General features: G+C 63.3%; 12 protein-coding genes, 4 tRNA genes and 1 pseudogene. 2 read left to right on the top strand and 15 right to left on the bottom strand.

Going from position 1 to position 12,497, the window contains the following annotated elements:
- Positions 1 to 43 precede the first annotated feature (43 nt).
- On the bottom strand, positions 44 to 925 hold the full coding sequence (locus H7J86_RS03290; RefSeq protein ID WP_220388624.1) for an SHOCT domain-containing protein: 882 nt from the start codon (positions 923 to 925) through the stop codon (positions 44 to 46).
- A gap of 865 nt (positions 926 to 1,790) precedes the next feature.
- Here H7J86_RS03290 and H7J86_RS03285 point away from each other — a divergent pair.
- Positions 1,791 to 1,988, top strand: a complete 198-nt coding sequence (locus H7J86_RS03285) for a hypothetical protein (RefSeq protein ID WP_090356409.1) — start codon at positions 1,791 to 1,793, stop codon at positions 1,986 to 1,988.
- Between the two features lie 70 nt (positions 1,989 to 2,058).
- On the opposite strand, the pseudogene H7J86_RS03280 reads toward H7J86_RS03285, so the two are convergent.
- The 9 genes and pseudogenes from H7J86_RS03280 to H7J86_RS03240 all read right to left on the bottom strand — a co-directional run bounded on the left by H7J86_RS03280 (position 2,059) and on the right by H7J86_RS03240 (position 7,122).
- Positions 2,059 to 3,209 (bottom strand): annotated as a pseudogene (locus tag H7J86_RS03280) (IS3 family transposase).
- A gap of 524 nt (positions 3,210 to 3,733) precedes the next feature.
- Positions 3,734 to 4,936: a hypothetical protein gene (locus tag H7J86_RS03275; RefSeq protein WP_139169917.1), complete on the bottom strand. Its 1,203-nt coding sequence runs from the start codon at positions 4,934 to 4,936 to the stop codon at positions 3,734 to 3,736.
- A 72-nt stretch (positions 4,937 to 5,008) separates the two neighbouring features.
- Positions 5,009 to 5,305, bottom strand: a complete 297-nt coding sequence (locus H7J86_RS03270) for a hypothetical protein (protein WP_235632799.1) — start codon at positions 5,303 to 5,305, stop codon at positions 5,009 to 5,011.
- Positions 5,306 to 5,426: 121 nt separating this feature from the next.
- Positions 5,427 to 5,870, bottom strand: coding sequence for a hypothetical protein (locus H7J86_RS03265; protein WP_090356405.1), 444 nt, complete (start codon positions 5,868 to 5,870; stop codon positions 5,427 to 5,429).
- 81 nt (positions 5,871 to 5,951) lie between these two features.
- A complete protein-coding gene (locus tag H7J86_RS03260; protein ID WP_090356403.1) occupies positions 5,952 to 6,245 on the bottom strand; it encodes a hypothetical protein in 294 nt (97 codons plus the stop codon).
- A 101-nt stretch (positions 6,246 to 6,346) separates the two neighbouring features.
- Positions 6,347 to 6,421 (bottom strand) — tRNA-Val (locus H7J86_RS03255).
- Between the two features lie 11 nt (positions 6,422 to 6,432).
- Positions 6,433 to 6,506 (bottom strand) — tRNA-Cys (locus H7J86_RS03250).
- 28 nt (positions 6,507 to 6,534) lie between these two features.
- Positions 6,535 to 6,607: transfer RNA gene (locus H7J86_RS03245), tRNA-Gly, on the bottom strand.
- Between the two features lie 95 nt (positions 6,608 to 6,702).
- Complete coding sequence (locus H7J86_RS03240) at positions 6,703 to 7,122, bottom strand: DUF6636 domain-containing protein (RefSeq protein WP_267289367.1); 420 nt, start codon at positions 7,120 to 7,122, stop codon at positions 6,703 to 6,705.
- A 115-nt stretch (positions 7,123 to 7,237) separates the two neighbouring features.
- On the opposite strand from H7J86_RS03240, the gene H7J86_RS03235 reads away from it, so the two are divergent.
- Positions 7,238 to 7,312, top strand: a tRNA-Val gene (locus H7J86_RS03235).
- 139 nt (positions 7,313 to 7,451) lie between these two features.
- Here the strand turns inward: H7J86_RS03235 and H7J86_RS03230 are convergent.
- Genes H7J86_RS03230 through H7J86_RS03210 form a run of 5 tightly spaced genes read right to left on the bottom strand, consistent with a single transcriptional unit; the run spans position 7,452 to position 12,496 of the window.
- Positions 7,452 to 8,285 carry an SDR family NAD(P)-dependent oxidoreductase gene (locus tag H7J86_RS03230; RefSeq protein WP_267289365.1) on the bottom strand — a complete coding sequence of 278 codons (834 nt, stop codon included), beginning with the start codon at positions 8,283 to 8,285 and terminating at the stop codon, positions 7,452 to 7,454.
- A complete protein-coding gene (locus tag H7J86_RS03225) occupies positions 8,267 to 9,355 on the bottom strand; it encodes an amidohydrolase family protein (RefSeq protein ID WP_267289363.1) in 1,089 nt (362 codons plus the stop codon). The genes H7J86_RS03230 and H7J86_RS03225 overlap by 19 nt, the downstream gene beginning before the upstream one ends.
- A 50-nt stretch (positions 9,356 to 9,405) precedes the next feature.
- The gene (locus H7J86_RS03220; RefSeq protein ID WP_267289361.1) at positions 9,406 to 10,137 is read right to left on the bottom strand and encodes an alpha/beta fold hydrolase; all 732 of its coding nucleotides are present in this window, start codon (positions 10,135 to 10,137) and stop codon (positions 9,406 to 9,408) included.
- A gap of 8 nt (positions 10,138 to 10,145) precedes the next feature.
- A complete protein-coding gene (locus tag H7J86_RS03215) occupies positions 10,146 to 10,997 on the bottom strand; it encodes an SDR family oxidoreductase (RefSeq protein WP_267289359.1) in 852 nt (283 codons plus the stop codon).
- Positions 10,994 to 12,496: a flavin-containing monooxygenase gene (locus H7J86_RS03210; protein ID WP_267289357.1), complete on the bottom strand. Its 1,503-nt coding sequence runs from the start codon at positions 12,494 to 12,496 to the stop codon at positions 10,994 to 10,996. Before H7J86_RS03210 ends, H7J86_RS03215 begins: the two co-directional genes overlap by 4 nt.
- Position 12,497: the final 1 nt, after the last annotated feature.

Below are 12,497 nucleotides of genomic sequence, written 5' to 3'. Positions count from 1 at the left end.
TAACACTTCCGCACGGCGCTGGCCGATGGTGGCCGATTTAGGGTTACATCCGTGCGAGGATCTCAGCCTTCTTAGCTTGGAACTCGGTTTCAGTCAGTACACCGGCGTCTCGCAATTCAGCTAGCCTGCTCAACAGGCTTACCAGATCTGACCCAGGTAGAGCCTCGGCCTGCTGGCTGGCGGGATGGTTACGTGACGCCGGTGCTGCGTTGACTTCTTGCGTTGGCGTTCCGGTGAGGACTACTCCCCGCTGAGCGGCGCTGCGCTCGATTCGTTCGAGCTTCTTCTTAAGAAACTCGTCGTGATGACGTCGTCCGTGCCAGGTACCGATGAGGCAGGCTCCTACGAAGCCGGTGACAGCCACCACGCACATGAGGATTCGCAGTACGAGGTTCAGGCCCTGTGCGCGCTGAACAAACGGGTCACCGACAAAGGCAAGCACGAGAATGACAGCCACCAGCCCTGCCGAAACGGTTGTCCATCGATAGGTGTGTTTTGCGATGTAGTGCGAAGCGTAGGAAGCGAGCAAGAAACTTAGAATCCAGGCGAGCGTGAACCCGCAAATCGACCATGCCGGCCACGAGCCGATAACAGGCTTAAAAAGATGGAGGCCTATCCACGCCGAAACGCCCCATCCAAAAAGAAGCAAGCTGGCTAACAGTATTACTACGAGACCGATAGGACGTCGCAGCTGTCCCTGCGCGATTTGCGCGAAGTCTGCGACTTTATCCCGCTGCGCACTTTGACGGTGATACGCGACTGCCGCGGGTAGCCCCACCGCTACCGCCAGCACGCTAGCTTGTACTGAGTCTGGAGCGTGAATTGCATTGAATAAGAATCCAAGTGCAGTCGCAAGAACAATCGAGGCGCCGACAATGGGCAAAGACTGTGCATTCGGAGTTGGCGGTATCGGCTGAGACGTCATTGCGCTCCCTCTCCCCTCACCGCCGCCCTTGCGTTGGTGTGCATATGCAGCGTAAATGCGGGGCACAGCTTTGGCATGGGAATGGATGAGCAGCTGACACACCCGCGACGGCGCGGCCTGGCGCGCGACATCGATGGAACCGAAGGAGTGCGCTCCGCCACCGCCCAGCTTGCGGTGTCATCCAATGAATGATGAGCGGTCTACTGTTTTCGCTGTGCCGAGCAATGTAACCCGCATCGTCGCAACTGAATTGGAGCCTGACAGGGACAACCCCGAGCCGCGGCTGGTCGGGCGTGGACGGCCGCCGGTAAAGATCTTCGGGAACGGCTCGACTCGGCGGCCGCGGCGCGGCTGCTTACGATGAACCTGCTTAAGGCGGCGCCAGGATTAACGCGCGTGATGAGGTGCTGACGGTACGTCGCGGCACAGTTGACCGGATATTGCAGGGGTCCTTTGCCTCGGCAATTACCTTGCCCATGCGCGAACAGCACGATTCAAAAGTTCAGGCTGAATCAGCGCAGCGACAAACGCGTAATACACGCAAACAGCTAGCCACAGGAGTGTGTCCGGCACACACCGAGCCTCAGTCGGTGGGGCTGTCCAAGTCCCCTAATGGCCTGCGCCAGGGCAGTTAGCTCCTTCAGCGAGGAGCTTCGTGGTCGGATTCTCTGTGGTCCGCGCGACCTCGCGGAACTTGCTGGCGGCTGTTACGGCCCACGCTGCTGCATCGCTCATGGCCAGAGACGGTAGCGGCAGGCACCGACAGCGGTGAGGGGGACCCGTTTGGTGGTCCAGATCACTACGACGGGCTCACCTCACACCGAATTGACCGCGCGCGTGAGAGACCCACCGGTAATCTCACGCAATGAGAATCAACGTCGCCAGAAACTCAAATACGCAGGGCAAGGTCTTTGAAGTCGCCCAGGTCCCCGCCATCGGTGAGAACGTCGCTGTCCTCGGCGTCGCGTATGGCCCAGTGATCGATGTCCAGTGGTTCTTCCCGAGCGAACCGAACATCGACGTGGTCGCAACCGTGATCTATGACGACACACCTGAGGGCTAGCGGCGGCCATCGCTTAGTGGCGAATGCAGGATGATGTGCCCTGGGGTTGGTGGTGTCGCCAGGCTTGGTTTCAGGCCACGGGTTGGGCGGATTGGTGTAGCAGTTCGAACTCTATCGGTGTGCGCATGCCGAGGGCGGAGTGACGCCGTTGGCGGTTGTGGAAGATCTCCAGGTAGTCGAAGATCGCATTGGCGAGTTCGATCCGCGTTTTCCAGCGTTTTCGGTTGAGTAGTTCGGTTTGCATTCTGCCCCAGAATGATTCGATCATCGCGTTGTCGTAGCAGTCGCCGATCGAACCCATCGATGGGACCAACCCGGACCGTTTGGCCCGATCGGTGAAGGCCCAGGAGGTGAATTGCACTCCGTGATCCGAATGAATGATCCCACCGGCCTGCGGGTCACGGTTAGCGATGGCCATCCCCAGCGCATTGGTGACCAAGGCTGAGGTCTGACTCGAATCGATCGACCAGCCGACCACGCGCCTGGAGAACGTGTCCAGCACCACCGCACATAACACTTTTCCTTCGTAGGTGCGATGTTCGGTGATATCGGTGACCCACAACCGATTTGGGGCATCACGGGTGAACATTCGCTCAACCAGATCAGTCGCCGTGGGAGTCTCGTGACGGGGGCGGGGACGGCGGGTACCCGGTAGGCCCTTGATGGTCGCGCGGGCCATCAGCATCTCTACCTGGTTGTGGCCGACTTGCAGACCCAACCCGAGGGTTAGTTCGGCATGAACCCGGCGGGCGCCGTAGGTGCCCCGTGAGGCGGTGTGCACGGCTCGGATCTGCTCGGTCAGCCACGCGTGGCGCAGCGCCCGTTGAGATGGAGCCCGCGATCGCCACGCGTAGTAGCCAGAGTCGGTCACCTCCAACAGCCGGCACGCGACCTGCACCGGAAGTCCTTCTGCGGCCATCGTGGCTATGGCCGCGTACCGCCTTTTGGGTCGTGCGGCTCCCGCAGCAGCTCACGGGCCCTTTTGAGGATGGCGACCTCAGTCTCCAGCTCGCGGATGCGTTTGTTGGCCGCACTGAGCTGGGCCAGTTCGGCGCGGTTGAGTCCGGGCAGCTGGCCGGTGTCGATCAGCTCCTGCTTACGCCAGCCGTAGATCGTCTGGTCACTGATATTCAGATCGGCGGCGATCTGCGCGATCGGGCGCCCGGCGGCGACAAGGTCGAGCACTTTGCGGCGGAACTCTTCGGGATAACGCTTGGGCATGGACACGGCTCCTTCGGCGGATGTCGTGACCAGAAGTCAAGCAAACCGACTCCATGCAACCCAGGGCACATCAGAGTCAACCAAACCGGGGGCAGACCCGTGGCCAGTCAAGACTTGGATAGCGACGTGCTGGCTAGCGTCGCGCCGTACCGGAAGCTGTGGGCAGTGGCGTGAAGTTCGGCCGCACCACCATCACGTTCGTATCGGTCACCCAAGACCTGACCGCGTTGGACAGGTACAAGAAACCGGCCAAGCTGCGCACGGGCACAGACGTACCCGGGTGCCGCTTCCGGCCACTGCCTGCCACAGAGACGGTTGACGAGACCGGCGACAAGGTCGCTGATCCGTGGAAGGCGACGTGCCCACCAGTGCCGGCGGTCCTGGCCGCGAAGGCCAACGATGAAGTTGTCGTGGACGGGGTGACGTATCAGATCGACGGGTTGCCCGCGAGTGTTCAACAACGCGACGGGTCCGTTCAAGGTGACAGTCACCTGTCGGAGGGATACCGCCTGACAATGTCGTTGCTAGCTCTCGATACCTTCGAAGGCCATTATGATGTCGAGCACCGCTTTGTCGGCTCTATATCGCTTACGAGCTTCGATATAGGTGGAGGTAGCTTCGACCACCTTTGCGGTTGCAAGGCCGGTTGCAGGCAGCAACAGCGGTCCGCCCATTAGGCTAGACGTCAGCGTTCCGATGCCGGCGAGGCTGAAAGTGCGCATACCGCTACTTGCCGCTTGCATGGCAGGGGACCGTTTAACCGCCTTCTTCAGGCGCTCTGATATTGGGGAAAGCTCGTCCAGAAGCGCATCACGCGCGATCTGTGCCCACTGCGCGTCGCCTTCCTGGATATCTTCGATGGATGAGAGCGCGGCACTGAGCCTCGATCTCCACTCCGCGAATTCATCGGAATGACTTCGCAGAGATGCGATATTTCCTGTCATTTCTGATAGTCCTGGAACGTCCAAAGCTAGCAATTTGTTGATGTTCTGCGTACCACGGTCCGATCTCGTAAGACCGCTCGCAGCGAGTAGAACATCCAAACATAACGTGGCGACCGAGCCCTGCTTGCACATGTTGAAATATCCGGGCCAGTCCGTGGCGGTTCGAAGGAGGTAGGAGACATCATTGTTGCCAAAGAAGAAGAGACTTCTCGCAACATCTGGATCCTGACTCGACATGAACGCGTCAAGCTTTGCGAATGGTGCGACAACTTCTGGATATTCCGACTCTTCTAACAGTTTCCTGGTCAATAGACCTCTAGACGGGTGCCTATTCTTGCTGCGCATTGGATCATAGCAAAATGTAACAACTCCAGATTTTATCAACGAACTAAGATTGAGCATCTGTCTTAGAGTCTCGCCTAGTTCGATGAAATCCGAAACTTCGTCGAAATCCGCGAAGAATATTGCGGGAAATTCCAACAGAATTTCGTGCGAGTAGAGTGCGAGCATGGGAACTTGCTTGAAATGCACGTTTGCGTCGCCCAAAGCGTGAGCGTTAGCCATGCTGTCGGTGACGAGCGGACGAAGCTGGCCCTTCCGGACTGCCTCCAGGCTGGCCCAAGGCGCATCGCGAATCAGGTAGTCACTAAACTCGAGCAAATGCTCCGGGGGAGCAGAAGTCATATGATTTATAAGCGAGTCATCGAACTGTGCACCCCACCAGGATTCGATTTCCGGAATCACCTGCAGCGTGACTAGTTTGTCCTGGTGTTCGGCGGGCAAGGTGCGGGTCGCTTCCTCGAAGGTAGTTGGGTGGGGTGCTCAGTCGAAACATACCGCTTAGAGGTGATTGATTTACCGCGCCGGCCGCACCGCGTTGGGCAGGACCCACAGCGTCATCGTTAGCGACGACTGCCCATCGCGGGACCGGCCTTCGATCTGCACCACGGCCAACCACACGCCGTTGGATCGGCGCACCCACGCGAGCAACCGCCCGCGCGCAATCGCATCCACGTACAGGCCGTGGTTCCTGACGTCGGCCGGCGCTAGCGACATCGCGCCCAGGGCATCGGGCCAGACGTGGTTGGTCAACACTTCCACGGGTTCGTCCCGCAGGATCAGCGTGCGAGGGTTCCGCCAGGTGTCGAACACCTGTTCGATAGTACTCGCTCGGCGCGATGCTCTGGGGCGGGGTGGCAAATCTGGAAATCCCTACTCACATAAGCGAAATCACCCCGGTCAGCGATGACCGGGGTGATTGTCGATGTCGGAGCTACGGCAGCTTGGCGGCGCGATCGACGCCGGCTGGTCCACCGAGGTGGTAGGCCGTTAGCAGGAGGGCGAGCTCTTGCCATTCGCCCTCACCTTTTTTCGCTGTCGAGAATTCGGCTATAACCTCGCGCACCTGGAACAAAATGTACTCAGTCGACCGATCGTCTCCATCGGCGTTGGCAAGCACGAGATGGAGCCGGGTTAGCAATCCTTCGTGCCATCCAAGCGGCTTCGATAGGACAAGTGACAGTTCCGACTCCGAGAACACTTCCACGGGGCGCTCGTCGCCCAGCACGGTCTGTAGTTGGACCCGGTAGTGGGGTTCTGGCGCACCCTCCGATTCCACCCCGGCCTCGGTGATGACGCCGACTGCGCGGACGCTGAGGTCGTCTGGCGCCTTTGAGAAGGTGACCGCCTCGCCAACCTGATACTTCAACTCGCTCATGAAAATCCCCCAATACTGACGTTGACGTAAGGAACCATAGCGCCGCTGTATCGGCCGCGAGCAGCAGCCCGAACACGGTCCTCACTGTTCTGCCGCCGCGATCAGAGCCTCACCCAACCGTCGCGCGGTCTCCCGGGTGATCACCTCACCCTTGTAGGAGACGCCCTCGAATGCGGTGCCGTCGCCCCGCGGCCAGCCGCAGGTACCTACGGTGGCCGACCACGACCATGGTTCGGTCTGCTCGATAGTGGTGACCGGTCCATCCCATTCGCAGTCGCGGGTGTGGGTACCGATCCCGCCGCAGCACGTGTGCGTAGTGGAGTCGACGGGATGTGCCGACCAAGAGGCGTCGGTGTCGATCAGGGGAGTGGTCAAAGGTGGCCCTTTCGTTAGGGGCTACCCGAACCGCTGTTGCATGAATGTTGCATGCGATCTAGTGAGAAGCTCTAACTAGTGCCGCTGACCTGCTTGAAACGTGGTGCGCGATACTGGGATTGAACCAGTGACCTCTTCCGTGTCAGGGAAGCGCTCTCCCGCTGAGCTAATCGCGCCGGGTCCAACTTGGAGGTGGAGACGGGAATCGAACCCGTGTGCACGGCTTTGCAGGCCGTTGCCTCACCACTCGGCCACTCCACCGCTGGGGTTGATGCCATTCGCACCTTCGAGCGGATGACGGGATTCGAACCCGCGACCCTCACCTTGGCAAGGTGATGCGCTACCAACTGCGCTACATCCGCGTGCCTCGGGTGAGATCGTCACCCGGTGCGGGATGGAACATTAGTCCAACCACACGACGAACTACAAATCACTTGGAACGGAACGGCAATCGGCCCTAAAACAGCTGGTAAACCTGGCGTGCGAGGGAGAAGCCATGGCCGGTGCGCGCGTCGCGACAGGAGATGCCGTTCTCGGAGCTGTCGCAACTGAGTTGCCCGCGGGTGAGTGAGTCGCCGTAGGCGAGCACCTTCTCGCCGCCGAGGGTGGTGTCGCCGGCGCAGACGAACGCGGGCCGCTCACCGGGGGCGATACCGATGCCCTGGCCGTAGTCGAGTTCGCAGTCGACGGGCCGCGGCGGAGGATTCCAGTCCCGGTCGATGATGTCGCAGCGCGCGTAATCGGCGTCAAGGATGCACCCGACGTTGCCAGTCGGTGAGATGAAGGTCACCAGGCCACCTGGTTCGGCGGCAGCCGTGGGCGCCGTCAGGGTCAGTAGCGACCACGATGCGATGAGGGCGACGGTCCCGCGCTTCATCGGCCAGACGCTACCGGCGCGCCGCCGTTCGGGCTGGGTAACGGCTGTGAAGGCGCCCTGGCCGGTGCGATTCGGCCGCGGCGGGTACCCGTGCTAATGTTCGACGTCGTTCCCCGGTCTCGTAGCTCAGGGGGAGAGCGTCCGCCTCACACGCGGAAGGTCACTGGTTCGATCCCAGTCGGGACCACCACAGAAACCCCACATCAGCTGGGGTTTTTTGGTTTCACGCCGAAACGCTCGGCACCTCTACCCGGCCACACCAGCGGATCGCCGTGGCGGATGGTTGCGGAAGGTCAGTCCGCGTCGAAGCTTCAGCAAATCGGGGCAATTCATTCGATTTGTTCGGCATACAACCGGCGCACGAGCGGGGCGACCTTGCGGCCCCGACTGGCTAGTAGTGGGGTGGCCAGCAGCGGGCGCAGTGCGTGTAGTACCCATCCGACGCGGGGGTAGACCACCTTGTCGGGTCGGGTGGCGAGTGCGTCGGCGAGGATCTCGGCGAGGTCCTCGACCGCCGTCACCTTGCGCAACGGTTTGGGAAGGCTGTTGAGCATCACGTTGAACGCGGGCTGGGTGTCGATCTTGTTGGTGACCATGGGGGTGTCGATCCAGCCGGGATGGAACACGCCGACCCGGACGCCTTGGTGGGCGAGTTCGCTGCGCAGCGAGTTCGCGAGTGCTTCTACTCCTGCCTTTGCCGCGGCGTACGCGCTGTGTCCTGGTGAATGCGCGAACGACGCCCACGAAGCGGTCATGGCCACGTAGCCCTGGCTGTCGATAACCGCCGGCAGCCCGGCCTGGACCAAGTTGTAGACGCCCACCAGGTTCACGGCGATCACGCGTCGCCAGGTGTCCTGTTCGACGAGTTCGAGGGGGCCGAAGGCGGAAATACCGGCGTTAGCCCACACGGCGTCGAGTCGACCATGCTGGGTCACGGCAAACTGCACGGCTGCGGCGCACGACTCCGGGTCGGTGACGTCGAGAACGACCGGATGGGCGTTCGCGCCGAGCTCGGTCGCCAGTTCGTCGAGAGCCGGGGCATGGAGGTCACCCAGCACCACCTTCGCGCCTCGTTGAACCAGTCGGCGCGCGGTCGCCGATCCGATCCCGCCGGCGGCGCCGCTGATGAGGATGACCTGATCGGTCAAGGGGTCGTGGGACATTGGTTCTCCTTGCTGGGCGCCGGCGGACCGCCGCCGGGCTGGGGTATGGGCGGGATTCGATAGGTCCGGGCGGCCACGCCGTGGAACAGCTGGGCTGGGTCGGCGTCCGAGCCGAGGACGTCGAGCACGATCTGGGCCGTCGCGGGAAGGGTGAGGCAGGGCTTGTCCATCGGGTAGTTCGACGCCCACATGGTGCGGTTCGGACCGAAGCAGTCGTGCAGGTGACGGACGAGCGGGGCGACCTGATCGGCGAACTGGGCCAGCCGGGTGGCCGTCAGTCGGCGCAGCGGCGCGCGGCCCAGTAGCGGCATGCCCAGCCCCGAGTGCTTGGCCACGACGTTGGGGTGCTCGGCGAGGCCGGCGACGTCCGCGCGCCACGTCTGCAGGATCCGGTCCCGCGCCGCGGTCGTTCGTGCGGTGTGTTTTCCGCGGCGGCCGAGCAGTCCGACCGGAGTTCCGTAGTGGCAGAAGACGAACCGGGTGTCGGGGTATTCCCGGACCAACCGGCGCGCCGTCGGGATCTGGTGGGCGTAGAGCCACAGCTCGAAGCTCAGGCCGCGTTCGGCGATGGCGGCGAATCCGTCGATGAAGTCGGGTTGGGCCAGCACATCGGGACCGGTTTCGAAGTCGCGCACCTGTGGGTCGTCGTGGTGGGAGACCGAATGCCGCACTCCGCGAACCAGACCGCTGACCGATAGGTGCTCGTCAAGGATTGTGGCGCAGGCCTTCCACCGTGGGTCGGCGTGCACGACGATCGCGCCGAGGTCGGGGGCGCCGTCGGTGTTCCACGGCAGCGTCGATACCCAGCGGGTCTCGTCGACCGAGGTTTCGGGTACGCCCAACCACGCTGCCTCGACGTGAACGACGCTACGGACGGGCACCCGATCGGCGTCGTTGAGGTAGTCCCGCGGGCGATAGGGCTTGAGCACGTGGTTCGGGTCGCCGACGAATTCGCGCTCCGCCCGGGTGGTGACGAATCGTGCTGCGGCAGGGATCCTTGGCAGCGGGCGCAGCGCACGTGCCCGTCCCGTGACGTGGCGCGGCGTGCGGTAGGGATCCCACTGGTGCACGTGCGGATCGATGACCGCTGTGGGCCACGTTGGGATGGCGTTGATGGGAACTACCTCGCCTTCGTCGTGCGGAGCGCCTCGTTGATGATCCGTGCGACCTCGTCGGGGGCCTCCCAGATAGGGGTGTGCCCGGACTGCGGGATCTCCGTCTGGCGGATCCTGCCGTCGTCGGTCAGGGCTCGGTACGGGTGGTAGGCGACTCGCTGGTCTTGAGTACCGAAGACGACGTCGACTCGGTGCGGCAGACGCCTTAGGCGGTCGGGTAACGGCATCGATTTCAGGTAGACGTCGACGGCCAGGGTGGCCGCGAGGAAGGGATCCCTGCCCGTCGCGAGTAAGTCACGGACGAAGCTGTCGGGCACCGCGGTGCCGGGCGCGAACGCCGTGGCCAGCCCTCGCGCCGCCAGCCGCGGCGTCATCGCCCGCCAGGCAAGGGATCCCAGCAGCGGGGTCGCCACTAGTCGCTCGCTGCCCGAGTGCGCTGTCAGTCGGCTACCCGTGGTGGGCGGGGCGTTCACCAGTACGAGGTGCCCGACGAGATCGGGTGCCCGCTCGGCGAGGGCGGTGGCGACCAGCCCGCCGCGGGAGTGCCCGACCACCACGGCCGGTGTGCCGGTCTTGCCGACCGCCCTGGTGAGTTCCTCCAGCAGGGCGTCGGCGTCAGCGTCGATGGATGTCGGGTGGGTGAGCGCCGGTGCCCAGGACGCACCGTCATCGGTGAGCAGGGGCCGTAGCCGCTGAAACGCTGCCGGTGAGCCGCCAAGGCCGTGAAGCAAGAGCACGGGTGCACTCATCGTGTTGCCCGCGAGGAGATTTCGGCTTCCAGTGCGGGAACTGTCGTCGCCGCCCGAAGCTTGACCAGGCGGTCCCACAGTGCCCCGGTGAACAGCGGCCGGACCCGGTCGACCGCGGCCAGCGCCCCTGGCACGTACACCTTGCGGGAGCGCTTCTCCACACCCTTGGCGAAGATCTCGGCGCAGTCCTCGACGTCGGTGACGACGTTGAAGGGCCACGGCAGCTTGCTGATGCCCTCACGTACCGCGTCGATCTTGTACTGCGCGTCGAGAATCGGGGTGCGCACCCATGCGGGATGTGCGACGCCGACGTCGACGCCACGGTGGGCGACCTCGAGCCGCATGGCGCCTCCGAACGCGTCGACGCCGGCCTTGGAGGCTGCATAGGAGGATCCTCCCGGCACGTTCTTCAGTGCCGCGGCGCTCGAAACCAGCAGGATGTATCCCCGCCGGTCGATGACGTGGGGCAGCGTGGCGTGTACGGTGCGGATGACCCCGGTCAGGTTGACGTCCACGGTTCGTGCGAGGCTCTCGATCCGGCTTGTCGCGACCGTACCGGCTTCGGCCACACCGGCATTGGCAATCACGACGTCGATCCCGCCGAAGTGGGTGATCGCGGTGTCGGTGGCGGCGGTCAGTGATTCCGAGCTGGTGACATCGGCCCCGATCGCGAGGTGCCGGCCCGGTGCGGAGAGGCCTTCGGCGACTCGGGTGGCTGCTTGCTCGTCGAGGTCGAGCAGCGCCAGGTGCGCTCCCCGGGCTGCGAGCACAGTCGCCGTGGCGGCGCCGATACCCGAACCGGCCCCCGTGATGAGGACGGTCTTCCCGCTCAACGTCGTCGTGCTCATGCTTGGACGGCCTTCTCGGGGGTGCGTGTGCTGTGGTCGGCCGCCGTGAAACGCCTTGTGCGCCGGTGATAGTCGAACGTGGCACCCGGCCACAGGTTGCTGTTGCGGCCGGTCTTGTCGAGATACCAGCTTGTGCAGCCGCCACTGGTCCACACGGTGCCCTTGGTCAAGTCATCAACCGTCAGAACGTATTCGGCTTGTGCTTGAGGGGTTGGCTCGACCGTCGCGGCATTCTTCTGGGTCGCGTGGGCGATGGCGTCGACCAGGTAGCGGCTCTGAGCCTCGAACATGGTGATCACCGAGGTGTGGCCGAGGCCGATGTTGGGACCGTGTATCAGATACAGGTTCGGGAACCCGGTGACCATCGTGCCGAGGTAGGCACGCGGACTGTCCCCCCAGGCGTCGGCCATGGAGGTGCCGTCCGCGTTGTAGATCCGGTCGGTGAGCGGGAGTCCGTCGGTCTTGAAGCCGGTCCCGAAGATGATGACATCCGCCTCGTGCAGGGCACCCGTGGAATCGACGATGCCATCGGGGACAACCTTTTGGATTCCGGCGGTGACCACGTCCGCATTCGGCGCGTCCAGTGCAGGTAGGTAGTCGTTGGAGATCAGGATGCGCTTGCAGCCGATGCGATAGGTCGGAGTCAGTTTGGCGCGGAGATCGGGGTCTTTGACTTGAGTTTCCAGGTGCTTGAGCGCGGTTCGCTCGGCGATCTTCATCAGTGCCGGATTCCGGAACGCGAGGATCTGAAACTCTCGCTTGACGTAGATGGCGGCTCGGCGCAGTCGGTGCAGCGGCGGCAACAAGCGCAGCGCAGCCTTCTCACGCCTGCTGATGGCTCGGTCGTGGCGAGGCATGATCCACGCCGGTGTGCGTTGGAAAACGTTGAGCTGGTCAACGATCGGTTGGATCGCCGGCACGAATTGAATGGCCGAGGCACCCGTTCCGACGACAGCGACGCGCTTGCCTGCCAGGTCGAGGTCGTGGTCCCACCGCGAGGAGTGGAACACGGCGCCCGCGAACGAGTCGATGCCGGGAAGCTGCGGAATGACGGGGTCGGCGAGGGCACCGGTGGCCACCACGACGTGTTCGGCTTCGATCTCGCCCTGCGGCGTGGTCAGGCGCCACAGTAGCGCTTCCGCGTCCCACCGAGCGCTCTCGACGGGACAATTGAGCCGCAGATGCCGGAGGAGATCGTGGTCGCGAGCCACCGCGCGTAGGTAGTCGTGGATCTCGCTCCGGGGCGAGAACATCTGGCTCCATTCGTTGTTGGGCGCGAAGGAGAACGAGTACAGGTAACTCTGCACGTCGCAGGCGGCACCGGGGTAGGTGTTGTCACGCCACACCCCGCCGATATCCGTGGCGCGTTCCAGGATGGTGATGTCGCCGAACCCTGCGCGCTTCAGAGCAACGGCAGCACCCAGTCCGCCGAAACCGGACCCGATGATCGCCACGCGAGGCCGCTGAGTCGCGGCGTCTGGGCGGGAGGATCTGTTCATG

The sequence above is a fragment of the Mycobacterium hackensackense genome (genome assembly GCF_025822555.1).
GTDB lineage: Bacteria > Actinomycetota > Actinomycetes > Mycobacteriales > Mycobacteriaceae > Mycobacterium > Mycobacterium fluoranthenivorans.
Note: the sequence above shows the minus strand (reverse complement) of the source record. Positions and strands in the feature narration are given on the sequence as shown.

Coding starts and splice junctions, on each gene's coding strand:
- H7J86_RS03290 (WP_220388624.1), bottom strand. CDS start 925: ATGACGTCTCAGCCGATACCGCCAACTCCGAATGCACAGTCTTTGCCC.
- H7J86_RS03285 (WP_090356409.1), top strand. CDS start 1,791: ATGAGAATCAACGTCGCCAGAAACTCAAATACGCAGGGCAAGGTCTTT.
- H7J86_RS03265 (WP_090356405.1), bottom strand. CDS start 5,870: ATGAGCGAGTTGAAGTATCAGGTTGGCGAGGCGGTCACCTTCTCAAAG.
- H7J86_RS03240 (WP_267289367.1), bottom strand. CDS start 7,122: ATGAAGCGCGGGACCGTCGCCCTCATCGCATCGTGGTCGCTACTGACC.
- H7J86_RS03230 (WP_267289365.1), bottom strand. CDS start 8,285: ATGTCCCACGACCCCTTGACCGATCAGGTCATCCTCATCAGCGGCGCC.
- H7J86_RS03215 (WP_267289359.1), bottom strand. CDS start 10,997: ATGAGCACGACGACGTTGAGCGGGAAGACCGTCCTCATCACGGGGGCC.
- H7J86_RS03210 (WP_267289357.1), bottom strand. CDS start 12,496: ATGAACAGATCCTCCCGCCCAGACGCCGCGACTCAGCGGCCTCGCGTG.